General features: G+C 62.1%; 21 protein-coding genes and 1 pseudogene. 13 read left to right on the plus strand and 9 right to left on the minus strand.

Annotated features, from left to right (window positions below):
• Positions 1–28: 28 nt before the first annotated feature.
• Positions 29–1,003 carry a zinc-dependent alcohol dehydrogenase family protein gene (locus tag EFD55_RS26300; protein ID WP_125848980.1) on the minus strand — a complete coding sequence of 325 codons (975 nt, stop codon included), beginning with the start codon at positions 1,001–1,003 and terminating at the stop codon, positions 29–31.
• A gap of 54 nt (positions 1,004–1,057) precedes the next feature.
• Between EFD55_RS26300 and EFD55_RS26305 the strand changes: the two genes are divergently transcribed.
• The 3 genes from EFD55_RS26305 to EFD55_RS26315 are packed head-to-tail and all read left to right on the plus strand — an operon-like array spanning position 1,058 to position 4,177.
• On the plus strand, positions 1,058–1,474 hold the full coding sequence (locus EFD55_RS26305; protein WP_125848982.1) for an acyl-CoA thioesterase: 417 nt from the start codon (positions 1,058–1,060) through the stop codon (positions 1,472–1,474).
• Positions 1,475–1,476: 2 nt separating this feature from the next.
• Positions 1,477–3,000 carry a class I adenylate-forming enzyme family protein gene (locus EFD55_RS26310; protein ID WP_125848984.1) on the plus strand — a complete coding sequence of 508 codons (1,524 nt, stop codon included), beginning with the start codon at positions 1,477–1,479 and terminating at the stop codon, positions 2,998–3,000.
• Complete coding sequence (locus tag EFD55_RS26315; RefSeq protein WP_125848986.1) at positions 2,978–4,177, plus strand: thiolase family protein; 1,200 nt, start codon at positions 2,978–2,980, stop codon at positions 4,175–4,177. The genes EFD55_RS26310 and EFD55_RS26315 overlap by 23 nt, the downstream gene beginning before the upstream one ends.
• A 133-nt stretch (positions 4,178–4,310) precedes the next feature.
• Here EFD55_RS26315 and EFD55_RS26320 read toward each other — a convergent pair whose 3' ends face one another.
• Positions 4,311–5,036: a DUF2726 domain-containing protein gene (locus tag EFD55_RS26320; RefSeq protein WP_125848988.1), complete on the minus strand. Its 726-nt coding sequence runs from the start codon at positions 5,034–5,036 to the stop codon at positions 4,311–4,313.
• Positions 5,037–5,386: 350 nt separating this feature from the next.
• On the opposite strand from EFD55_RS26320, the gene EFD55_RS26325 reads away from it, so the two are divergent.
• On the plus strand, positions 5,387–6,151 hold the full coding sequence (locus EFD55_RS26325) for an SDR family oxidoreductase (protein ID WP_125848990.1): 765 nt from the start codon (positions 5,387–5,389) through the stop codon (positions 6,149–6,151).
• 44 nt (positions 6,152–6,195) lie between these two features.
• Complete coding sequence (locus tag EFD55_RS26330) at positions 6,196–6,609, plus strand: cupin domain-containing protein (protein ID WP_125848992.1); 414 nt, start codon at positions 6,196–6,198, stop codon at positions 6,607–6,609.
• Positions 6,610–6,658: 49 nt separating this feature from the next.
• On the opposite strand, the gene EFD55_RS26335 is transcribed toward EFD55_RS26330, so the two are convergent.
• From EFD55_RS26335 to EFD55_RS33905, 4 genes are all read right to left on the minus strand, one after another.
• The gene (locus EFD55_RS26335; RefSeq protein WP_125848994.1) at positions 6,659–7,942 is read right to left on the minus strand and encodes a cystathionine gamma-synthase family protein; all 1,284 of its coding nucleotides are present in this window, start codon (positions 7,940–7,942) and stop codon (positions 6,659–6,661) included.
• Between the two features lie 85 nt (positions 7,943–8,027).
• Positions 8,028–9,107, minus strand: a complete 1,080-nt coding sequence (locus EFD55_RS26340) for a YihY/virulence factor BrkB family protein (RefSeq protein ID WP_125848996.1) — start codon at positions 9,105–9,107, stop codon at positions 8,028–8,030.
• Positions 9,108–9,512: 405 nt separating this feature from the next.
• Positions 9,513–10,187: a tetratricopeptide repeat protein gene (locus EFD55_RS26345; RefSeq protein WP_125848998.1), complete on the minus strand. Its 675-nt coding sequence runs from the start codon at positions 10,185–10,187 to the stop codon at positions 9,513–9,515.
• A gap of 165 nt (positions 10,188–10,352) precedes the next feature.
• A complete protein-coding gene (locus EFD55_RS33905) occupies positions 10,353–11,162 on the minus strand; it encodes an adenylate/guanylate cyclase domain-containing protein (protein ID WP_245438560.1) in 810 nt (269 codons plus the stop codon).
• Between the two features lie 943 nt (positions 11,163–12,105).
• Between EFD55_RS33905 and EFD55_RS26355 the strand changes: the two genes are divergently transcribed.
• Positions 12,106–12,546: a GFA family protein gene (locus EFD55_RS26355; RefSeq protein WP_125849000.1), complete on the plus strand. Its 441-nt coding sequence runs from the start codon at positions 12,106–12,108 to the stop codon at positions 12,544–12,546.
• 43 nt (positions 12,547–12,589) lie between these two features.
• Here the strand turns inward: EFD55_RS26355 and EFD55_RS26360 are convergent, their stop codons facing one another.
• Positions 12,590–13,144 carry an RES family NAD+ phosphorylase gene (locus EFD55_RS26360; protein ID WP_125849002.1) on the minus strand — a complete coding sequence of 185 codons (555 nt, stop codon included), beginning with the start codon at positions 13,142–13,144 and terminating at the stop codon, positions 12,590–12,592.
• A gap of 351 nt (positions 13,145–13,495) precedes the next feature.
• Between EFD55_RS26360 and EFD55_RS26365 the strand changes: the two genes are divergently transcribed.
• The 4 genes and pseudogenes from EFD55_RS26365 to EFD55_RS26380 all read left to right on the plus strand — a co-directional run bounded on the left by EFD55_RS26365 (position 13,496) and on the right by EFD55_RS26380 (position 15,815).
• The gene (locus EFD55_RS26365) at positions 13,496–14,089 is read left to right on the plus strand and encodes a shikimate kinase (RefSeq protein WP_125849004.1); all 594 of its coding nucleotides are present in this window, start codon (positions 13,496–13,498) and stop codon (positions 14,087–14,089) included.
• Positions 14,086–14,658, plus strand: a pseudogene (locus tag EFD55_RS26370) (DEAD/DEAH box helicase family protein); the annotation flags it as partial. The gene EFD55_RS26365 and the pseudogene EFD55_RS26370, both read left to right, overlap by 4 nt.
• Positions 14,659–14,775: 117 nt before the next feature.
• On the plus strand, positions 14,776–15,141 hold the full coding sequence (locus EFD55_RS33910) for a GNAT family N-acetyltransferase (protein ID WP_281040000.1): 366 nt from the start codon (positions 14,776–14,778) through the stop codon (positions 15,139–15,141).
• A 77-nt stretch (positions 15,142–15,218) separates the two neighbouring features.
• The gene (locus EFD55_RS26380) at positions 15,219–15,815 is read left to right on the plus strand and encodes a hypothetical protein (RefSeq protein WP_125849006.1); all 597 of its coding nucleotides are present in this window, start codon (positions 15,219–15,221) and stop codon (positions 15,813–15,815) included.
• A 62-nt stretch (positions 15,816–15,877) separates the two neighbouring features.
• Here the strand turns inward: EFD55_RS26380 and EFD55_RS26385 are convergent, their stop codons facing one another.
• Both EFD55_RS26385 and EFD55_RS26390 read right to left on the minus strand, forming a co-directional pair.
• Positions 15,878–16,816 (minus strand): diacylglycerol kinase catalytic domain-containing protein, encoded by a 939-nt coding sequence (locus EFD55_RS26385; protein WP_125849008.1) that lies wholly within the window; start codon positions 16,814–16,816, stop codon positions 15,878–15,880.
• Positions 16,803–17,837 (minus strand): SPFH domain-containing protein, encoded by a 1,035-nt coding sequence (locus EFD55_RS26390; protein ID WP_125849010.1) that lies wholly within the window; start codon positions 17,835–17,837, stop codon positions 16,803–16,805. The genes EFD55_RS26385 and EFD55_RS26390 overlap by 14 nt, the downstream gene beginning before the upstream one ends.
• A 126-nt stretch (positions 17,838–17,963) precedes the next feature.
• Between EFD55_RS26390 and EFD55_RS26395 the strand changes: the two genes are divergently transcribed.
• The 3 genes from EFD55_RS26395 to EFD55_RS26405 all read left to right on the plus strand — a co-directional run bounded on the left by EFD55_RS26395 (position 17,964) and on the right by EFD55_RS26405 (position 21,388).
• A complete protein-coding gene (locus tag EFD55_RS26395; protein WP_125849012.1) occupies positions 17,964–18,659 on the plus strand; it encodes an NUDIX hydrolase in 696 nt (231 codons plus the stop codon).
• A 140-nt stretch (positions 18,660–18,799) separates the two neighbouring features.
• Positions 18,800–19,120, plus strand: coding sequence for a hypothetical protein (locus EFD55_RS26400; protein ID WP_125849014.1), 321 nt, complete (start codon positions 18,800–18,802; stop codon positions 19,118–19,120).
• A 414-nt stretch (positions 19,121–19,534) separates the two neighbouring features.
• On the plus strand, positions 19,535–21,388 hold the full coding sequence (locus EFD55_RS26405) for an ABC transporter ATP-binding protein (RefSeq protein ID WP_125849016.1): 1,854 nt from the start codon (positions 19,535–19,537) through the stop codon (positions 21,386–21,388).
• Positions 21,389–21,432: the final 44 nt, after the last annotated feature.

The raw sequence follows: 21,432 nt of genomic DNA on the forward strand, positions 1-21,432 counted from the left end.
CAAGGAACAGCGCCGGGCGCCTGTCCCGTCAGGCGATCAGCACCTTGCCCCCCGTCCGGAAGGGCAGGGCGGAGCGGAGCGCCCGGCCGATCTTTTCCAACGGAAACACCTCCCGAACCTCGGTGGCGATAACCTTGGCGGCGATCTGCGCGGCGACTTCGGAATAGGCGCGCTGGACATTGTTCATCGCTTCGGAATGGACCCATTCCCGGAGGTGACAATAGGAAAAGGCGATATCGGGATGGGAGGCCCAGAAGGCGGGCGGGATGCTCTGGCCCGAAAGCAGGCCGTAATGCACGAAGTGGCCGCCAGGCTTCAGCGCATCGGCAAGCACCAAGGCGCGTGCGCCGCCGACGCAGTCTAGCACCGCGTCGAGCCCGTGCCGGCCGGCGAGGCCTGCGGCGAGATCGCTTTCGCCTTCCGCCCTGTCGATGATAACAGCCTCGAGCCGGCCGCCGAGGCGCGCGAGGGATTCTTCGCTGCGGACGATTGCGATCGGCTCCACGCCAACCGCGTTCGCCATGCCAATCAGGATCGATCCGATCGAGGAGGCGGCGGCATTGACGGCAATGCGCATGCCTGACCTCAGCCCGAACTTGTTGTGCAGCATCAGCCAAGCGGTCATCGGGTTGACGTAGCTCGTCGCTGCCTCGAAATCGGAAAGCTCGTCGGGAACGCGAAGGCACCAGGCGGGATCGGTATCCTTGAACTCCTGCCACCCGCCGGCGCTCCGCACCGGCAGCACGCGCGCTCCCGGGGAAAGCCCGCGAACCTCTTCGCCGCACGCCTCGACCACGCCGAAGGCTTCGAAGCCGGGAATGAAGGGCAGGGTGGTGCGCCCCGCATAGGCGCCCGATATCGTGATGATATCGGAGGGATTGATCGAGCGCGCAAGCAGCCGCACCCGGACCTGGTGGCGGGAGAGCGGCGCCAGTTCGGCCCGCTCGATGCCGACGACCTCCTCGGCCGGTCCGAATTTTCGCACGACCGCCTGATATTGCATTGCATCCCCCTGACAACAGCGGTTAGAACACGCCTTCGAATTTTCGGTGATCGAATGAGCGTTGACGACAGGCCTTTAGCATCGTTCCGGGTCTCGATGCGAGACATCGACATCTATGGCCATGTCCACAATTCGGTCTATCTCGATTATTGTGAGGATGCGGCCGTCGAGTTCCTGCGGCACCGGGAGATCCTCAGCCACTTCCGCCACACCACCTCGGGTGTCGCCTATCACGTGAAGAAGGCGGAGATCACCTTTCACAATCCGATCGACGTCGACGACATCGTCGAAGCAAAAGTCGGCATCGAGAAGATCGGCCGTTCGAGCCTTTCCTTCGTGATCGAGCTCTTTCGCAGGCGCGACGGCGCCCACTGCGCCTCGGCCGGGCTCGTCTGGGTCTGCGTCAGCCTCTCCGACAGCCGCCCGACGCCGATCCCCGAGGCGACCAGAGCCGCCTTGTCACAGGGCTGACCATGCCGATCCATAAAGAGCTTGTTCGACATGCCAAGGAAAGACCGGACAAGCCGGCCGTTGACATCGACGGCCGGTCCTTGAGCTATGGCGAACTCCATTCCCGCGCCAGGGCGATCTGCCGGTTTCTCCAAGAGCTTCCCCGCTCGAACCGCCGCACGCTCGATCTGCCCGGCGTCCAGAAGCTCGTCGCACTGAGCCTCGGCAACCACATCGGCTTTGCCGAATATTTCGTCGCCGCCACCGCCTTGCCGAATGCCTCGGCGGTCATCGATCCGATGATGCCGCCGGAAAGGATCGAGCGCATCGTCGAGAGCCTGGTGCCTGACGTGCTTGTCGTCGATGACGATGCGAGCCCGAGCGCCGAAATCGGCCGCAGGCATGGCATTCCTGTCATCGTGGCCGGAGCGGAGCGCTTCGATCTCACCTGTGGAGCGGACGAACTGCCTGGCGATGCCGAGGGGATCTTCCTGATCGGCTTTACCTCGGGTACGACAGCCGAGCCGAAGGCCTATTGCCGCTCGCGCGAGCAGTGGCGCAGGAGCCTCGACCGGGGGCGGATCGTTTTCGAGCTGGGGGATGCGCCGTCGACCCTGTGTCCGGGGGCGCTCGCGCATGGGCTGGCGCTTTACGCCCTGGTCGAGGCGCTCGATGCCGGGGCAAGCTTTCATTCGGTCCGGAAATGGGATCCGGATGCGGTCGCGCGCATTCTCTCCTCCGAGCAGATCGAACGGCTGGTCGCCGTGCCGACCCACATCGCCGGCATCGCGAGGGCGTGGGCTGATAAGCCTGCGCTGACTTCGCTGCGCGACGTGATGACCGCCGGCGCGAAATTGAACCTCAACGAAGTAGGCTCCATGCGCCGCCTCTTTCCAGCGGCGCGGATCCGCGAATATTACGGCGCCTCCGAAATCGGCTTCATGACGGTCTCGACGCTTGTCGGCGGCAAGACCGATTTTCCGATCGACAGGGTCGGGCAGGCCTATCCCGGCGTCGAAATTTCCATTCGCGACCCTGAGGAAAACGATGTCGGCACCGACGTACCGGGCACGATCTTTGTCAGGAGCGACCTGATCGCCGACTGTTATCTCTGGGGCGACGACGGCCAGGCGTTCCGCGTCACCGAGGCGGGCGCCACTGTCGGCGATCTCGGCGAGATCGATGCGGACGGCATGCTGCGGGTGATCGGCAGGGCGGGCGGCATGATGATCACGGGCGGCAACAACGTCTATCCTGCCGAAGTCGAGAGCGCGCTCAAAACCTGCCCCGGCGTCGAGGATGCCGTCGTCTTCGGGCTGCCGGACGCCTATTACGGCCAAAGGATCGTCGCCGTCGTCTCGGGGGAGGCGACAGATGCGCAAATTCTGGCCGAGCATTGCACGGCCAGGCTTGCGAGGTTCAAGATACCGAAGCAATTCTACCATATCGCCTCCTGGCCGATGACGAGCAGCGGCAAGATTGCACGGGGACAGGTAGAAGCATCGGTGATCTCGGGAGGCGATCTTGTCCTACGCCTATCAGCCTGACGAGGATTGGCAGCCGGTCGTGGTCGCCGCCTACCGCACGCCGGTTGGCCGGGCCTTCGGATCGCTGGCGACGGTTACGGCCGAAGACCTGCTTGCGCCGATCATCCGCCGGATCGTCGCCGAAACGGCAATTGCGCCCGATGCCATCGACGACGTGCTCGTCGGCAATGCCGCCGGCGGCGGCGGCAACATTGCGCGGCTTGCGGCACTCGCCGCCGGCCTGCCCATGGCCGTTCCCGGCGTTGCCATCGACCGGCAATGCGGCTCGGGGCTGGAAGCGATCATCATGGCCGCCCGCCTGATCCAGGCGAAGGCGGGCTCGTGTTATCTCGCCGGCGGCGTCGAAAGCGTCAGTACCGCGCCGTGGCGCGTGGAAAAGCCGAAAGCCAATGGCGCCCTGCCGCGCTTTTACGGGCGCGCGCGATTTTCTCCCGACACGATCGGCGACCCCGACATGGGCGTTGCCGCTGAAAACGTCGCACGCGCCTTCGCCATCTCGCGCCAGAGGCAGGATGAATTTGCGCTGCGCAGCCATCGGCTCGCCGTCGCGGCGGCCGAGGCGGGCGTCTTTCGCCCCGAGATCGTCGACATCTCCACGGGTCATGGGCTGATCGAACGCGACGAGTGCCCGCGTCCCTCGACATCGCTCGAAGCGCTCGCAAACCTCCGGCCCGTTTTCCTCGCCGACGGTTCGGTGACGGCGGGCAATGCCTGCCCGCTGAATGACGGCGCCTGCCTGGTGCTCGTCATGAGCCGCGGCATGGCAAAAAGCCTCGGCATCGACAAGGGCCTCGCCTTAATCGACAGTGCGGCCGCCGGCGTCGATCCCAATCTGCTCGGCATCGGGCCGGTCGCGTCGACCAAAAAGCTCATGCAGCGCCAGCCGGGCCTCTCGCTTTCCACGATCGATGCGATCGAATTCAACGAGGCTTTCGCTGCCCAGGTTCTGGCGTCGCTCGATCAGCTCGGCATCGCCGCCGACGCGGTCAACAGGGAAGGCGGCGCCCTGGCGCTCGGCCATCCGTTCGGCGCATCAGGCGCGATTCTCGTTACCCGGCTATATAGCCAACTGGTCCGTGGTGAGCGCTGGCTGCCCGCCGCCACCGGCCTCGCCATGATCGGCATCGGCGGCGGCATTGGCCTGACGGCGCTGTTTGAGGCCGTCAGGCTCTCCTGATAGGACGAAGATCCTCCGCATGAGGCGGCCTTGTCCGGCTCTGTCGGCGACTGCCGCTCACCCTAACCCTTGCCCGGGTCGAGCCACGGGTCTCGACCCGTCCTTTGGACCAACGTAAACGGGCGAGGGGACGTTAGATGACACTGGGCCTGTCCACCAGTTTCTCGACCAATCGCCTGAGTTCTGACGGAGTCGTTTGGCCAGCCACCACCTCGTGGTAGCCAATCCCGGCGCGTCGCAGCGCCTCTTTCTTTACCGCGTCGCGTGCGGCTGCGGCGCTTTGATGATGCGCTCCGCCCTGGTATTCGATGACGTGCCGCGGTCGGCAATTGCTGTCCACGAGCAGTAAGTCGACACGCTTGGAGTTGATGCAACTGTAGGCGTCCGCATCGGTGCTTCGGAGGATTTCGCCCAACGAAACCTGCGCCATCACCTGCCAAGAAGAATTGCAGCCGACCACGATGCTGTCGAGTTCGCGAAACACTCGGGCTTCGCTCCTATTCAGCAACGGCTGCATGGTGAAATGCGAGTTCATGACGATACGCAATTGATCTGTGGCGCCGATTGGTCTCATTGGCTTCGCAGCCAGTATCGGAAGCCGAGGCCCCAGCATAATGCTCTCGTTGCCGCGCTTTTTCTCCGAGCGTGACCTGTTTCTCCTCCGCCACGTCCGTTTTCTCGTCATGGCTAGCAGCTGCTCAACGGCCATGCCGATGATGAGACCGACAAACAGGGCGGCAATCAGCAGTTCTGGTTTATCGAAATCTGCAACAGTTATACCACCCGAAGCGCCTAGTGCGGCGCCCCCGATTATCAGTCCAGGTGCTGCGAACAGCACGGACCTTTGGCGATAATGCATGCCTCTCTCCAGATTTCCCGCTAAGATAGTAGAACGCGTGGAGCATGGGCGAAAGTCATTCAAAAGAATTAGGTCCTGCAGCTCCTCCCGTTTCCGCACCATGGCTCGATCGCAGGGCGAGCCGGCCTACAGCCTTCGCATAGGGCGACAGCGACTGAGGGAGAATGGTTCAGGGCCGCGATCCGGCGCATTCTTCTGCCTGTCGGTCACGACCGATGAAGGTCGCTTGCCTCTCCCGGCATGCGATCCCGGCATTCCGAGCAGTTCCTGCTCTGCTTCAAATCAGCAACGGCAAGCCGGCAAAGGCACGTCAACAGAGGACATTCCTCGCTAGGACAAGGAGACTACCCATGAAGATCGTCATTATCGGTGGCACCGGCCTCATCGGCTCGAAGACCGTGGAAAGATTGCGCAGCAAGGGGCACGACGTCCTTCCGGCCTCGCCGAATTCGGGCGTCGACACGATCACCGGCAAGGGGCTCGCCGAAGCGCTCGCCGGCGCGCAGGTGGTGCTCGACCTCGCCAACTCCCCCTCCTTCGAGGACAAGGCGGTTCTCGAATTCTTCCAGACCTCGGGTCGCAACCTGCTGAAGGCTGCGGCCGACGCCGGCGTGAAGCATCACATCGCGCTCTCGATCGTCGGCATGGAGCGCCTTCAGGGCAGCGGCTACATGCGCGCCAAGATGGCTCAGGAGCAGCTGATCAAGAGTTCCGGCATTCCCTACACCATCGTGCACTCCACCCAGTTTCATGAGTTCATGGCAGGCATCGCCCAGTCGGGCACAGTAGGCCAGATGGTGCATCTGTCGCCGGCCTATGTGCAGCCGATCGCCTCCGACGATGTCGCCGACGTCATGGCCGAGGTGGCGCTTGCGGCACCCGTCAACGGCACGATCGAAATCGGCGGACCGGAGAAAGTCCGCCTCACCGAAATCATCACGCGCCTTTTCAAGGCGACGAACGATCCGCGCCAAGTGGTGGCCGATCCGCATGCCCGCTATTTCGGCGTCGAGCTCGAAGACAATTCGCTTGTGACCGGACCCAATGCGCGGCTCGGCCGGATCCGCTTCGACGACTGGCTGAGCCGGCAGCCGCCCCAGAAAAAGACCGCCTGATACCGGGCACCTGACGACCATTCCCATCAACTGAGGAGACAGACATGCTCAGAAAAATGATCTCGGCGGCAGCACTCGCCATTGTCCTTGCCGCCGGCACGCAGGCTCACGCCGCAGGCGGCGACGCGAAGGTTCGCGTCGTTTTCGACCAGAAGCTTCCCAATGTTCCCGGCAAGAGCATGAAGGCCGTGCTCGTCGAATATGGGCCGGGCGGCTCATCGCCCGGCCACACGCACCCGGCCTCGGCCTTCATCTACGCCACCGTTCTTGAAGGGGCGATCACTAGCAAGGTGAATGACGGGCCGGAGAAGGTCTATAAGGCAGGCGAAAGCTTTCCCGAATTTCCGGGCGATCATCACGCCGTCAGCAAGAACGCCAGCAAGACAAAGCAGGCGCGCCTGCTTGCGGTCTTCGTGCTGAACACCGACGAGACGGAACTGACGACAGACGACAAGTGACGTCGCGCCCGATGCCCGGCGCCGCCGGGCATCGATTTCTCCCGCCGCATCAGGCGCCCTGCAGCGCCAGCTCCAGATCCGCCACCAGATCATCCGGATGCTCGATGCCGATCGACAGCCGGATGGTCGATTCCAGAACGCCGATCCGCTGGCGCACATCGGCGGGCACGCCGGAATGCGTCATCGTGGCCGGGTGGCTTGCAAGCGACTCCGTGCCGCCGAGGCTGACGGCGAGCTTGAAGACCTGCAGCGCGTTCAGGAATTTGAAGGAGGCCGGCTGGCCGCCGCGGATATCGAAGGAGAAGGTCGAGCCGGCGCCAGTGCATTGCGCGGTGAAGGTGCGCCCCAGCGGCGAATCCGGATCGTGGTAAGAGAGATAGTGAACCTTCTCGACCTTCGGGTGCTCGCGCAGGAAATCGGCGACGGCGCGCGCATTGTTGTTGGCCCGCTCCATGCGCAGCTGCAGCGTTTCCAGCGACCGGCCGAGCATCCAGCAGGAATGCGGATCGAGCTGCGTGCCGATCGCGCCGCGCAGCGCCTTGACCTGCTTGACGATCTCCTTGCGGCCGAGAACCGCCCCGGCGATGAGATCGGAATGGCCGCCGACATATTTGGTCAGCGAATAGAGGGAGATATCGGCGCCGTGCTCGATCGGCCGCTGGAAGACCGGCCCGAGCAGCGTGTTGTCGCAGACGACGATCGGCGTATGCCCCTGCCTTGCGCCGATCGCATCGGCCACGCGCCGGATCATCGCGACATCGACCAGGCTGTTGGTCGGGTTGGCGGGCGTCTCGATCAGGATGACGGAGACCCGGCCCTTGGCAACGGCCTCATCCGCCGCCTTCTGCACCGACCCCTCGCTGACGCCATCGGCAAAGCCGACGGCAGCGACGCCGAGGTTGAGGAAGGTTTTTGCCAGCAGGGTTTCGGTGCCGCCGTAGAGCGGCTGCGAATGCAGGATCGCATCGCCGGGACGCACGAAGGCGAGAAGCGTGGTGGCGATCGCCGCCATCCCTGAGGAAAACAGCACGCCGCTTTCCGTCCGCTCATAGACGGCGAGCCGGTCCTCGACGATCTCGCTATTGGGATGATTGAAGCGCGAATAGACGAGGCCCGCGCCCTTGCCCGCCGGCGGCTCGCGCCGGCCCGAGACGTAGTCGAAGAAATCGCGGCCATCCTCGGCCGAATTGAAGACGAAGGTGGAGGTGAGGAACACCGGCGGCTTGACCGCGCCTTCCGAGAGTTCGGGATCGTAGCCGTAATTCAGCATCTGCGTTTCGGGATGCAGTGCATGATTGCCGATATGGGTTTTGGACGGATGCGGGGCGGTCATGATCGTCTCCTCTGTCGACGTGCCGAAGCACAAAATACATCAAAACTGAATCGCGGGAGCAGCCTTCGATAAGGCTCCTTAACGATCAACTCACCGTCTCGCCCAGAGTGTCCGCGACATAGGCTCCCCGCGCGCCCATCGGCAGCGGAGGCCCGGTCGTCGTGTCCTTTGCCGTTTGATGCTCCAGCTCGGCATTGAGTTCGGCTCCAACGATGAGAATGACGACGGAAAGCCAGATCCAGATGAGAAAACCGATCAGCGCGCCGAGCGTGCCGTAGGTGGCGTTGTAATTGGCAAAATGATCGAGATAGAAGGAGAAGCCGATCGACATGATGGCCCAGGCGAAGGTGGTCAGCCCCGCGCCCCACGTCATCCACCGAACCCTGGCGGGCTCGCGGCTCGGGCCGAAGCGATAGATCAGGGTCACCGCTGCCGCGACGATGAAGAGAAGCAGCGGCCACCGCAAGAGAAGCGCTATGTCCTCTTTGAACTGGTCGAGCCAGAGATAGGAAAGCACGACGGGCATCACGCCGACGAGCGCCACCATGAGGACTGCGAAAACCATGGCGCACAAGGTGAAGCAGAGGCCGATCAGGTTGAGCCGCACGAGGCTGCGTTTCTCTCGCTCCTCATAGGCGATGTTCATCGCGTCGAAAATCGACAACGTGCCGCTATGGGTGCTCCAGAGCGCAATCGCGAGACCGACGAAGAAGGTAATGCCGAGCGTGCTGTCGCGCTTTTCGACAAGCGCCTTGATCTGGTCGGCAAGAAGGTCGAAGGCGCCGGGCGGCAGGAGGATGGCGAGCTCGCGCAGATGTTCTGAAATCGTCACCGGATCGGCAACCAGCCCGTAGAGCGACACTAAAGCCGCCAAAGCGGGAAACAACGCGAGCAGCAGATAAAAGGTCACGCCCGCCGCAATCAACGTCACCCGGTCGTCGAGGATTTCATGAAAGGCGCGCCAGAACACGTCGCGCAGTCCGCGCGCCGGAATGGCCTCCGGTGTGGCGGCGCTGCGCCCATGGTCGTCTCCCGCCTTGCCCGCCCCGACTGCGGCGGCAAAGGAATCCCGCCGTCTTGTCTGCACCACGACAAACGCACCGATCGCCGCAGCCATCATCGCGGCCGCGATGGAAAACCTGTTGAGGCGCAGCACGTCCGCCATGGCCTATCCTCCGATCTGCTGCGGGGATAACGCCGGGGGCCGCCAAAAGGATGCAAGCCGTTGCTTGGCCGTGGAGGTTCGGGGCAGGGGAGGGGCTCTGCGGCGGTGATCAGGGCCCAAGCGAATTGGGAATTCCGATTGGCATCCCAGTTGTAAGCCGCTGATTTTGTTTGATCTCTTTTATGCAACGGAACCGAAAATGGCGTTTGGTTTCGTTACTCCGGGATGGCTATCGCTTCGACGTCGTCGCCAGTGTCGCGCCTTTCGGTCTTGGAGGCCGTAAATTTGGGCGCGAAACCTCTTCAAAACTGCGCTTTCGGACCCGAATTCCGCTTGCCGAAATCAGGTCGCAGCGCTCGCTCGGCGCCAGCGGCAACCGGCCGAACCGGAAGACAGCAGGCAATCTTATTCCGGCAATCCGGCCTTGCGCAACGCCGACGCCAGGCCACCCATGAGCTGCGACCGCTCCACATCCATTCGCACGAACTCGCTGATCATCCAGCCCGGCGCGATCTCCAGCAGTCGCCCGGCCGCTGTTCGCGCAGTCTCCAGCCGATCGCGATTGGCGTAGCTAGCCACAAGGCTGGCATGGAGGATGCTGAAGCCGGGATTGACCTGGGTTCCCAGCACGGAATATCTCACCGCATCCTCAAACGGCGCGGTAAACAGGCTGACCCAGGCCAATGCGAGATAGGAGTGATAGTTCATCGGATCGAGCGGACTGAGCCGAGGCGCCTTGAATGCGTGATCGCGCGACTGGTCATGGGTTTCGTTGAACATGTGCACCATCGCGCTCAGCCCGTAGGCGAGCGACGAATTGCCGTCCAGCATCAACGCCCTGTCGAGTGCATTGATGGAGCGCTCATAATCATGGGTGATCGTGGCATGGACGAATCCTCCGAGGCAAAGCGCCTGCGGATCATCCCCGCCGGTGGCGAGTGCCGCATCGGCGTGCCGGATCGCCGCGGCTCTGTCCTCGGGATGGAAGCCGCCACGCAGGAAGCGCCGTTCATATCCCCAGGCGGCATAGCCATGGGCACAGGCGTAGTTGGGATCAAGACGCAACGCCTCGCTGAGCAACCGCAGGGCTCGCCTCAGTGGTCTCCGTTGGCCTATTGGCATAGCTGTGCGGCAAAGCGCGGAGGAAGAAGTCATAACCGTCCAGGCTATCCGGGCGTTTGCGGCGCGCCCGCTCGATCTCAGCGCGCCGGAGCGTCGGCTCAAGCGTGCCGACGATGCGTTCAGTCAGCTGATCCTGCAGGTCGAAAATGTCTTAGGCCGCACCCTCGAATCTGTCGACCCAGATATGGGTTGCGTCCCTCCCCCTCGATCAGCTGTGCGGTAATGCGCAGCCGGTTTGCCGCTTGCCGGATACTGCCTTCCAGCACGTAGCGGACGCCCAGCTCTCGGGCGATCTGCCTGACGTCGACGGTCCTGCCTTTGTAGGCGAAGCTGGAGTTTCGCGCGGATAGCGAACAGGCTCGGAATTTTCGAAAGATTGGCAATGGCATCCTGGACCAATCCATCGGCGAAATACTCCCGCTCCGGATCGCCGCCCATATTTTCGAAAGCCAGTACGGCTATCGATGGCTTGTTTGGCAAGGCAGGAGGCGTCGCCAGCCGCATTTCGGGGAAGTGCCTTCCTGCACGAGGCGGTACACCGCGATCGGCTCGGCAATGTTCTTGACCTGTTGCTTCGTCCATGGATTCGAAACCGAGGGCAAGCGTCTCTTCAACCTCGCTCACGACGTTGCCGGAGATGCAGATGCCGCCGGGATCGGCGAGCGGCTGCAGTCGCACCGACGCGTTGACGCCTTCGCCATAGCGATCGTCACCGTCGACGACAACTTCACCGAGATTGAGCCCTATTCTCAGTTCCAGCCGTTCGTTTTGCGGCACATCGGCGTTGCGCTCGTCCAGCGCCCGCTGCAGCGACACGGCGCACTCCACCGCATCCACGACACTGCCGAATTCGGCAAGCAGCCCGTCACCTATGAGCTTGAAGATGCAGCCGCGCCGCTTCGCGGTTTCCGGCTCGATCACTGCCTTGCGCATCGCGGTGCCGCTCGAACCTCCCCGTCTCGTCACGCTCCATCAGCGTTGAATACCCAACGACGTCGGGCGCAAGAATAGCTGCAAGCTTCCTGCCCATCGGATTTCCCCACACGACGACATATCGACCGTTAACATACAAGCAGGAAGCCACCTAGGGTGCCTCCTTCCGATAGCGGCCAGTGAGGAGGCAGAAGCGGCACCGTACCTATCAGCAGCGATCGATCCGGACCATGGGCGCTTGAGAATCTACAGGTGAGGGGCCCCAATCATCCGGTTGTCCGCGGACAACGGATGATCGAGATATCCCCGGAACAATAGTCTGACGCGGGAGAAGCGCCTAGCCTTCGACGCTTCTTCCGACGTCAGCGGGCAACAGCTTCGCACGCCCTGGCAGGCGCTGATCAAGAAGCGCATCTGGCCAAGTTGTCCGCGGACAACGCCATTTGCCAACTGATCACACGGGCAACCAGAAGCCGCGTATACCGCCGCCTGTTCCGCAGCACCGCCTGCGCGAAATCGACGCAACCGCCTGGCTTGAATTTGCCGCATTGCGGTACTACCTCCTGGACGAACCGAAGCGCTGCACCCCTCCTTAGCCGCTTCGGCCCGATGGACAGCATTCCTCCTCCCATGCTGTCGGTCACTATCGAAGCCCGGCGCATCTCTCCCGCGCCGGGCTTCTGCTCCTTCGACGCCGGAGGCGGGTGGCAATTGCCCCCCGCATCATGCAACGCCTCTCGGGCGCAGCATTTTCCAGCGCCCCTCGTCCTGAAGTGCGCAGGCCAAAGGCCGAAGCCTCGAAGGACACGCCTCAGCATTGCTCCTCCCATCGGAACAAGGCGCACCTACTGAGGCACTCCCGGACGTCTGCGAAAATCCCCCGACATTTCTGATTGACCGTAGCGCCCGAGCAGGATCAACAGGCAAGCAAGCGAGGTGACAGATGGATAGAATTGCGCAATGCCATTGCGGATCACTCCGCGCGAAGACGTCAGGCGACCCTCTCACGGTAACCCTGTGCCATTGCCGGGACTGCCAGCGCCGAACCGGTGCGGTAGCGAGCAGCGGCGCGATCTTTGCGAAGGCCGAGGTGACGGTCGAGGGAGAGTGGAAGGTGTTCGAGCGCGACGCCGCGGAAGGTCGGAGGGTTCGATTTCACTTCTGCCCGAATTGCGGGACGTCATTATACTGGGAAGGTGATTTCAATGCGGACCTCTGCGGCATCGCCGTCGGCGCCTTCGCAGACCCGACCTTTCCACCGCCCCTGCTTTCCGTCTACGAACAATCCAGACATGAGTGGGTCCAGCTTCCCGACGGCGTGAAGCGCGCCCCGCGCGGATTGGTTTCGTCAGCGACCGCGGACAACGAGCCGGGCGACAGGTGAACGGCACGGACCCATGCGCGCTTTGCCGCGAGTCCGGCCTCGGCTACAAGCCCCACTTCGGGCCATCTTCCGACAGCGCAATCTCGACCGGATCGCCGCTCACTTCGACAGACGGACCGCCGAGCGCATTCCAGCGAAACAGATTGAGATGCCAGCCTCCAGGGATCAATCTCGATCGATCGATGATGCCATCGGCGCCCACTGCTCTGGCAGCATCGGCCGTGCGCCACGACGGCGGCTCCTCGCCGGCGGCCAATGCGGCGCGCCAGGACAGATTGGATGCGTTGCGGTCGATGCCGAGGCGCTCACAGGCCTGCTGATCATGCTGATCGAGCACGAAGGCATCGCCGACCGACAGCGGCGCAACAAGGCGCCGCCGCCCGTCTTCGCGCATATAACCCGAAATCGCCATGATCGCCCATTCGGCCGAGGCGCTCATATAGAGGGCAGGCTGACCGAGCCGGTGATAGCGGCCCGCACTCGTCGCAACGGGAGGGTCGAGCACATGATCGAGGCGTTCGACAAGGACCGAACGAAAGAAGCCCCGCCCACCTTGCGAAAGACGCTCGACGGTTCGCTCGTTGATGGCTGATTCCATTTGGGTCCGTGAATTGTCGATACGAGAGAATGCAGGCGATGGATAAAGGAAGCGCCTCAGTTATGGTTGCCATGCCGCGCGGTGTTATACCAGCCGTGACACGGCTTTGAGAGCCGGAGCGGGACGGCGGATAGGCGTAAGCGGTTTCGCCACGACCGGACCACCTCGTGATCGCCCGCCTCTGTAACGGAAGCTAAGGTCGATATCGCTTCTGCAAACAGTAGCAGCAAAACAAAATCAATATGTTATTGAATTGCCGGCATTCCCTGACCGAGACGTATTCTCGATCGGCGCCTTGACGCTATCGGCGCCTTTGCTGATACATTTTCCAAGGAAATTGTGAGTGGGCCGATGCGTGAACAAGTCCCGACCCCTGCCGAAAGCCTTAAAGACAGGGCGCGCGCTGCGCTGGGTCAGCGCAATCTCGTCCTTGTCGGACTGATGGGGGTAGGGAAGTCCTCGATCGGCCGGCCGGTTGCACAGCAGCTCGGCATTCCCTTCGTCGATTCCGATGCCGAGATCGAGCGCGTCTCGCGCATGACGATTACCGAACTCTTTGCCGCCTATGGTGAGCTGGAGTTCCGGGCGCTGGAAACGCGTGTCATCAAGCGCCTCCTCCAGGATGGCCCACGTGTCGTCTCGACGGGGGGCGGCGCCTTCATCGACGAGAGTACGCGCCAGCAGGTCAAGCGCGGCAGCCTTTCCGTCTGGCTGAAGGCCGATCTCGACCTGCTGTGGAACCGCGTCAACAGACATGACGAACGACCGCTACTCAAGACCGAGAATCCGAAACAGACCCTCGAGAACCTGATGAATGAGCGCTATCCAATCTATCAGGAAGCCGATCTCGCGGTTCTCTCCCGCGACGTGGGCAAGGACATCATGGTCAGGGAAGTCCTGGCCGCCATCGTCGAGGGAAAGACAGCAGAAAACAAAATGCCATGAAACTATTCGTTCTGCTGATGGGCTTTCCCGGTGTCGGAAAGCTGACGATCGCAATGGAATTAAGCCCGCTCCTGGCTGCAAAGGTCATTGACAATCATTGGTTCAATAACCCGATACTGCGTCTGCTCGACGACGACGGGACGACGCCCCTTCCGAATGGGATATGGGAATACACCGGACGAGTTCGGCAAGCCGTTCTGGACGCAATCGTCGCCTACGGCCCTCCCTCGGCAAATTTCATCTTCACACATGCCGGCACAGACGGCGACGAGCGGAGTCTTCGCACGTTTGAGCAGATCGCCGGCGCGGCCCGACAATGCGAGGCGTTGCTGGTGCCGGTGAGATTGCTTTGCGATGAGGAGGAGCTTGCGCGTCGTGTTGCCACGCCGGCGCGTCGCGAGCGGTTAAAGTCGATTGACGTGCAGGCTTCCGGGGAGAAAAGCAGGCGATCTCAAGTCCTCGATCCCAGACATCAATTTACTCTGAATCTGGATGTCACCTTAAAAACAGCTGAAGCCAGCGCTGCGGCAATTCACCATCATATCTTGAGCATCGCGGCCGGCGATTTTGGTTCGCTTCAAAGCAATCGCGGCATGACGGGGCAAATCGAAATCCAATACGCGCTACGCAATGAGGCCGCTGCAATCAGCGAACTGGTGCAAAACACAATTCGCGTCAGCAATGCGATGGACTATCCCGCCGAGGTCATAGAGAGGGTCGTGGGAAAATTCTCCCATGAAGCAGTCCTTGGATTAATGGAAAACCGTGTGGTCTGGATCGCGCGCCAGGGTGATGAGATCGTTGGCACAGCAAGTCTTGATGGGGACACGATAAGGACCGTCTTTGTGTCGCCAATGGCTCAAGGACAGGGTGTTGGACGGCGTCTCATGGAGACGGTGGAAGCCGCTGCTCGTGAGGCCGGTATTGAGGTATTGCGTGTTCCGGCGTCTCTGACCGCCAGAAACTTCTATGCCCGTCTCGGCTACGACGAAGTGCGCGAAGTTCTCTATGGTCAGGAGCGCACTTTCCTCATGGAAAAACAAATCGCTTAGGTAGCCTGCCCAGTGACGCATTTGACCCACCAATGCGGATATCAACTGGGTTGGCCGGACGCGAAAGGAGACGCAGAATGTCTGATCTGCTCGAAGCCCAACGGAGGCTGCAGGCCGAAGCCGATGAGGTCGTCCGAGCGTTGCGGCTTGACCAGCTTCTTGCCGATCTCGGGCAACCTGTCAGAGTCGGAAGCGCGGCAATGGGACTCATGGTGCGTCGAGACATAGATATCACGGTCGTCTGCCCCAAGATCAACGCTCAGGCGCTGGAAGCATTTACTGCTATCGGCGCTCGCCTCATGCGGATGACAGAACGAGTGGTCGCGGTGCGGTTCCGCAATGACAGCGGAAAATGGAACAGAGAGCCGGAAAAGTATCCGGACGGCTTTTATCTCTGGCTATCTGTTCACATGCAGGATCAAACACTGTGGACCATCGACATCTGGCTGGTCGATCAACCAGACCGGCAGCCTGACATCGCCCACTTGAAGACCCTGCTGCCTCGCCTGACGGATGCGGATCGGGAGGTGATCCTGCGCATTAAGACCGCATTGGTCGAGCGGCCGCAAAATGCAGGAACAGTTTCCAGCGCGCTTGTCTACGAAGCCGTCATGGACCACGGTGTTCGCACTTTGGCCGAGTTCGAAAACTGGCATCAGGAACGCCGCCCCTGATATTACAAAGCGCCTGGACCGACGGCCGCTTCTTAACAGCGTTCCGTCGACCCGACCCGACCTCACACGACCAGCGCCCCTTGTCGCTCGGCGAGCGTCACCACCGCGCGGGTTCCGGAGTTGAACTCAAGAAAATCCGCCTCGATGCCGTCGCTGAAGATTACGCCGTGTTCGGGCATTTCGGAGACGATGGTCAGGGGCTGGGATTCCGAGACGAGACCGGCGACGATGCTGGTGCCGGTCGTGCGGCTTGGAAAGGGTTCGCGCACGAAATAGCGCAGGTAATCCGCGTCCCAGGCGAAGGACATATCAAGCGTGGCGCGGTCGTGTTCGATCCCGAGCGTGCTCGCAGCTCCGATCCAGCCGGAATAGAGGCTCTTCAGCCAGCCGGTCGAGCCCATGCCGGTGGAGACGATGATGCCGCTGGAGGACTGGCGCTCCTCGCGATCCTCGGCATGCAGGACATAACGCGCCGAGACGTGGCTCTGCGGCCCGATGAAGAGATCGTTGACCGCATGGATGACGGCTCCGGTGTTGAGCGTCGCCTTGGCCATGCTGACGCGCTTGATCGGCCGCCGGTTTTTCAGCGCCTCGCCGATAACCCGGGGAAGGCTCTTGGTGTTGAAGGGAAGCAGGAGACCGTCCCAGCGCATCGGATCGGGATTGACGCCGAGAACCGGCTGGCCGTCGAGATATTTGAGCGTGTTGGCGACCAGACCGTCCTGGCCGAGCACCACGACGACATCGTCGGCGCCGAAGACGAAGTTTGCGAGGTAGCGGCGCTCGAGGCGCTGCACGCGGGCGACCGCGCGCAGGCTCGCTTCCACCTCGGTGATGGCAGCTTCGCATCGCTTCTTTTCGGCGAGATAGTCGCTGAAATCGGCGCCGAGATGTTCGACATAGAACTGCGCCTGCTGCACCGTGTTGAACCGGGCGATGAGCTCGTCGAGCCGCGTCGGCCTGATGACCAGAATGATCTTGCGTTCGTCAGAGACCGGCACGGTCCTTGCCCTCCTGCGGCTGCAAAATCTCCCTGAGAAGATCGGGCGAGACGTTCAGCTGGCCGATCTTCGTCGCATTGTCGGCGAGATCGCGGAAGGCGAGCGCCATCAGCTGGCCCGGCTTCATGCCGACCGAGGCGAGCGCCTGCAGCACTTTCGGATCGGCCTGCTGGAAGGATTTCATCATCACCGTCATCGCATAGGCCTGGGCATCGGCCTCGGCCTGGGCGTTGGTCGCCGCAAGCGCCACCAGTTCGCGGTTCTGCTCCTCGAGCGCGATCTTGCCGGCCATTTCTTCCCGCCGGATCTGCAGCTGCCGCTCCTGCACGGCGCGCTCGGCTTCCAACTGGGCTTCGCGCACCTGCCGCCTCTTATTCTCCAGCGTGATCTCGGTGGCGATCTCGTTCTCCTTGATCGTCCGCTCCTGTTCGATCGCAGCATTGCGGCGGGTGTATATGGCTTCGTCGGCCTGCCCGAGCAGGGCCTCGCGCGCATGCGCTTCCAGCGCCCTGGCCGTCTCGACCTTCGGCGTGACGGCGAGCAGCGACAGGCCGAGGATCTCAAGGCCAAGCGCTTCGATCGTCGGGTGTTTCTTTAGCGCTTCGGCCACACCGGCGACGAGCGCCTCGCCCGAGGCAAGCACCTCCTTCAGCGACAGCGTCTGAACCTCGGCCCGCATCGCCACCTGGACGCGGTCGATCACCCGGGTCGAAAGCTTCTGCGGATCTTCCGAGACGTAAGCACCCCGGCGATCGAGCGTGAAATTCAGAAGTGCCGCCGTGCGGCGCGGCTCAGCGATGCGGTAGGTGATCTGTCCCTGCACGGTCACTTCCTGGAAATCCGATGTCACCAGAGGAAAGATGAAAGGATCGTTGACACTGGCCGTCGGCACCAGCACCAGCGAGCTCGATGGCGAAAAATGCCAGAACGCCAGGCCCGCACCTTCGCGGACGGCGTTGCCGTTTTGATACTGGATGACGTATTGCGTGGGTTCCGTCTTGATGAAGCGCAGTCCGAACATGTCCGTTTCCTTGTTTGCGCGGGCGCCTCGCCCGTGTCGACAAGGAGAAAAACACGACTTAGTGACGAATGTCAACTAACTTAGTTGTTTATTTACACTAAGGCTGGCACATGTTATGCTCCCATCATGACGACACACGACAATGACGCCTTCAAACCGATCGCGACCGTCGATCTCGCGATCTTCTCGCTGTCGCCGGCGGGCCTTTCCGTCCTCCTCATCAGGCGGGCGGGCGCACCCTTTGCCGGTGACTGGGCCTTGCCCGGCGGATGGATCCATATCGACGAGGATGCGGATCTCGAGGCTGCGGCGCGCCGGGTGCTGAAGGAAAAGACCGGTGTGGAAACACCCTACCTCGAACAACTGCAAACGACGGGCAGCGCTGGCCGGGATCCGAGGGGCTGGAGCATCAGCATCGTCTATATCGCGCTGCTCTCGGCCGACGACGTCGAAGAACGGCGGGATGTGATGGCCGGGGATGCCGAATGGCGGCCGGTCGAGGGCGACGGCGTCGGCTTTCCCATCGCCTTCGATCATGCCTCGCTTATCAAGGAGGCGCTTTCCCGCATCCGGAACAAGGTCGAATATTCGAACCTGCCCGGCCATCTGCTGCCGGCCCGCTTCACGCTGAGCGAGCTGCAATCGGTCTATGAGAACCTTCTCGGCCGCAAGCTCGACAAATCGGCCTTTCGCAAACGCATGGCCGAAGCCGATTTCCTGGAGCCTGTCGAGGGCGAAATGCGCCGCGCCAGCAATCGGCCCGCCCAGGTCTTTCGCCTGAAGGACGCCCAGTCGCTGGTGCTCTTCGACCGGAGGATCTGAGTAATTGCCCAAGGCACTGACTTCGGTGCCGAAGATTTGAATGCAAGCAGCCAAATTTCCGGACTGCATCAAGGGAACAATGATCGCCCGGCGAGGTTGGAAGGGGATCAACCACATAAGATCCCAAGGAGGACACCAGGATGCGTATGAAACTCATAGCGGCTTCGCTATTGGCTCTCGGCATGGCCACGTCAGCCTTCGCCCAGTCCAATCCGGCTCCCACAGGCGCAACGATGGACAAGAACCAGTCCGACCAGGGCGGCGGCGCCACCACCAAAATGAAGACCAAGAAGCCGATAGCAACGGATTCGACCAAGACGGGTTCCACGACCCACAGCACGATGAAGATGCACAAGACCAAGTGCCGCAATCCGGTCAATAACTCTGCCAAGCTCCAGACGCAGGGCGGCACGAGCAATGCGACACCGATGGATGAAGCCTGCGCAGCGCATAACAACTGACCCGGCTTACCTGCCTAAAGAACCCCGTTTCGGCGGGGTTCGGCCTGATAAATCTCGTTCTTCATCGTGATCCCGGCCCAAGTGAATTGTCGATGCTGCCCCTCATCCGGCTGCCACCACCTTCTCCCCGCAAGCGGGGCGAAGGGACATGCCGCGCCGGCTCCCTTTCACCTCAACGTCTGGCGCGTCCCCTAGCCCCGTTTACGGGGATAGAGTTAGGGTGAGGGGCCGCTACCGGCACGAATCGGTCAGTCATCGCCTTCTGAGCATCCCGCAATTCAGATCCGCCTTTGACACCCTCACGTTTTCGACGTTTACAAAAATTCTAGTTGAGATTGCACCAGGAAGGTGATTCCATCGCGGCTCGCGTAGCCCGAGTCCCGCCCTCCCTGCGATCTAAAACCCGAGCGGCCCATGTCGATTTCAGATGCGATCTACCGTCCCTTCGAAACCCTGATCCGGCCGCTCGATATTCCCTACCGGCCGCTGCCGTCGAAGGGGCCGGTGATGGTGCTTCTGCATTTCATCTCTATGTTTCGCGGCGTGCTGATTGCGCTGGCGCTGTGCTCCATGGTGTTCGAGGCGATCAACCTGACGATCGTCTGGGGGCTTTCGGTCATCGTCGATGGCGTGACGCAACAGGGTGCTTCCGTCTTCCTGCACAATGACTGGCTGCTGCTGACCGTTCTCGGATTACTGATCTTTCCGGTCATGCCGGTCGTTTCGTTCATGCTGAACACGCTGAACTCGCATACATTGGGCATCGGCATGCCGGCTGCCATTCAGTGGCAGGGCCACAAGGCTGTCGAGCGGCAGGATCTTGCCTTCTTCCATGATCTCTTTGCCGGTCAGGTTTCCTCGCGGCTGCAGCAGGTCTCTTCCGCCGTCCAGCAGCAGATCCTTGCCGCCTTCCAATCCATCCCGCGTTTCCTCATGCAACTGGTCGGCTCCGTGATCCTGCTCAGTGCGCTCGCCTGGCAGCTTGCCGTGCCTGTCATCGTCTGGATCGCGCTCAACCTCGCATTCACCGCCAGGGTCGTCCCCATTTTCGTCGAACGCTCGCGCCGCACCGCCAAGCAGCGCAGCCTCGTCGCCGGTGCCATCACCGATCTCTACACCAACATGCAGATGATCAAGCAGTTTGCGGCTGAGGACAGCGAGGCAGGCGCAATCCGGCGCGTCATAGAAAAGGCCGTGCGCACGCAACACAGCGAACAGCGGATCTATCGCTCGTCTGAGGTCGCCGTCGTCGTTTTCAACACGCTGCTGTGGCTCTCCATGCTGTCGATCGGATTTTCCGGCCTCGTCAAAGGCTTCCTCACGGTCGGCGAGTTCGTCGGCGCGGTCTATATCCTCCACCGGCTGTCGTCACAGATCTTCGTCTTCCTGCAGATGGGCCAGCAGATCTTCCAGGCGATCGGCACGATCAAGGATGCCATGCCAGTCATGACGACACCGCCGACGATCACCGACCGGCCGGAAGCCGGGGATCTCGTGGTTGAACGTGGCGAGATCCGTTTCGAGAAGGTCCATTTCGCCTACAACTCCGGCAAGCCCGTCATCTCAAGCCTGTCCCTGACGGTTCGATCAGGCGAGAAGGTCGGCCTCGTCGGCCTCTCAGGCGCCGGCAAGACGACGCTCGCAAACCTGCTGCTGCGCTTCTACGACATCAAGGAGGGCGCGATCCTGATCGACGGGCAGGATATCCGCGCGGTCACCCAGGCAAGCCTCCGCCGCGCCATCGGCGTCATTGCCCAGGATGTCGCGCTGCTGCACCGATCGGTCGGCGACAATATCCGCTATGGGCGGCCGGAGGCCACGCGGGAAGAGATCGAACGGGTGACGAAGATGGCGAGCGCCGATGTCTTCATCGCCGATCTTGCCGACGGTGAGGGCCGCAAGGGCTACGACGCCTTCGTCGGCGACCGCGGGATCAAACTGTCGGGTGGCCAGCGCCAGCGTGTCGCGATCGCCCGCGTGCTGCTAAAGGACGCGCCGATCCTGGTGCTCGATGAGGCGACCTCAGCCCTCGACAGCGAATCCGAAGCCGCCATCCAGGAAAGGCTGAACCTGGTCATGGAGGGAAAGACGGTGATCGCCATTGCCCACCGCCTTTCGACGATCGCCAGGATGGACCGCATCGTCGTGCTCGATCGCGGCCGCATCGTGGAAGAAGGCAGGCCGGAGGAACTGGTCGAGCAGGACGGCCTGTTTGCCCGCCTGTGGAAACGCCAGACCGGCGGCTTCATTCCCGAAGAGATCGATTGAGCGGAGCCGGAGCAGCCCGGCTTGACTCATCCAAGGGCAATCGG

It is taken from the genome of Rhizobium pisi, assembly GCF_003938655.1.
GTDB classification, from domain to species: domain Bacteria; phylum Pseudomonadota; class Alphaproteobacteria; order Rhizobiales; family Rhizobiaceae; genus Rhizobium; species Rhizobium pisi.

What these genes read in the sequence shown, in the direction of transcription:
- EFD55_RS26300 (WP_125848980.1), bottom strand. Translation starts at nt 1,003, where the DNA reads ATGCAATATCAGGCGGTCGTGCGAAAATTCGGACCGGCCGAGGAGGTC.
- EFD55_RS26305 (WP_125848982.1), top strand. Translation starts at nt 1,058, where the DNA reads ATGAGCGTTGACGACAGGCCTTTAGCATCGTTCCGGGTCTCGATGCGA.
- EFD55_RS26310 (WP_125848984.1), top strand. Translation starts at nt 1,477, where the DNA reads ATGCCGATCCATAAAGAGCTTGTTCGACATGCCAAGGAAAGACCGGAC.
- EFD55_RS26320 (WP_125848988.1), bottom strand. Translation starts at nt 5,036, where the DNA reads ATGCATTATCGCCAAAGGTCCGTGCTGTTCGCAGCACCTGGACTGATA.
- EFD55_RS26325 (WP_125848990.1), top strand. Translation starts at nt 5,387, where the DNA reads ATGAAGATCGTCATTATCGGTGGCACCGGCCTCATCGGCTCGAAGACC.
- EFD55_RS26330 (WP_125848992.1), top strand. Translation starts at nt 6,196, where the DNA reads ATGCTCAGAAAAATGATCTCGGCGGCAGCACTCGCCATTGTCCTTGCC.
- EFD55_RS26335 (WP_125848994.1), bottom strand. Translation starts at nt 7,942, where the DNA reads ATGACCGCCCCGCATCCGTCCAAAACCCATATCGGCAATCATGCACTG.
- EFD55_RS26340 (WP_125848996.1), bottom strand. Translation starts at nt 9,107, where the DNA reads ATGGCGGACGTGCTGCGCCTCAACAGGTTTTCCATCGCGGCCGCGATG.
- EFD55_RS33905 (WP_245438560.1), bottom strand. Translation starts at nt 11,162, where the DNA reads ATGCGCAAGGCAGTGATCGAGCCGGAAACCGCGAAGCGGCGCGGCTGC.
- EFD55_RS26355 (WP_125849000.1), top strand. Translation starts at nt 12,106, where the DNA reads ATGGATAGAATTGCGCAATGCCATTGCGGATCACTCCGCGCGAAGACG.
- EFD55_RS26360 (WP_125849002.1), bottom strand. Translation starts at nt 13,144, where the DNA reads ATGGAATCAGCCATCAACGAGCGAACCGTCGAGCGTCTTTCGCAAGGT.
- EFD55_RS26365 (WP_125849004.1), top strand. Translation starts at nt 13,496, where the DNA reads ATGCGTGAACAAGTCCCGACCCCTGCCGAAAGCCTTAAAGACAGGGCG.
- EFD55_RS33910 (WP_281040000.1), top strand. Translation starts at nt 14,776, where the DNA reads ATGGACTATCCCGCCGAGGTCATAGAGAGGGTCGTGGGAAAATTCTCC.
- EFD55_RS26380 (WP_125849006.1), top strand. Translation starts at nt 15,219, where the DNA reads ATGTCTGATCTGCTCGAAGCCCAACGGAGGCTGCAGGCCGAAGCCGAT.
- EFD55_RS26390 (WP_125849010.1), bottom strand. Translation starts at nt 17,837, where the DNA reads ATGTTCGGACTGCGCTTCATCAAGACGGAACCCACGCAATACGTCATC.
- EFD55_RS26395 (WP_125849012.1), top strand. Translation starts at nt 17,964, where the DNA reads ATGACGACACACGACAATGACGCCTTCAAACCGATCGCGACCGTCGAT.
- EFD55_RS26400 (WP_125849014.1), top strand. Translation starts at nt 18,800, where the DNA reads ATGCGTATGAAACTCATAGCGGCTTCGCTATTGGCTCTCGGCATGGCC.
- EFD55_RS26405 (WP_125849016.1), top strand. Translation starts at nt 19,535, where the DNA reads ATGTCGATTTCAGATGCGATCTACCGTCCCTTCGAAACCCTGATCCGG.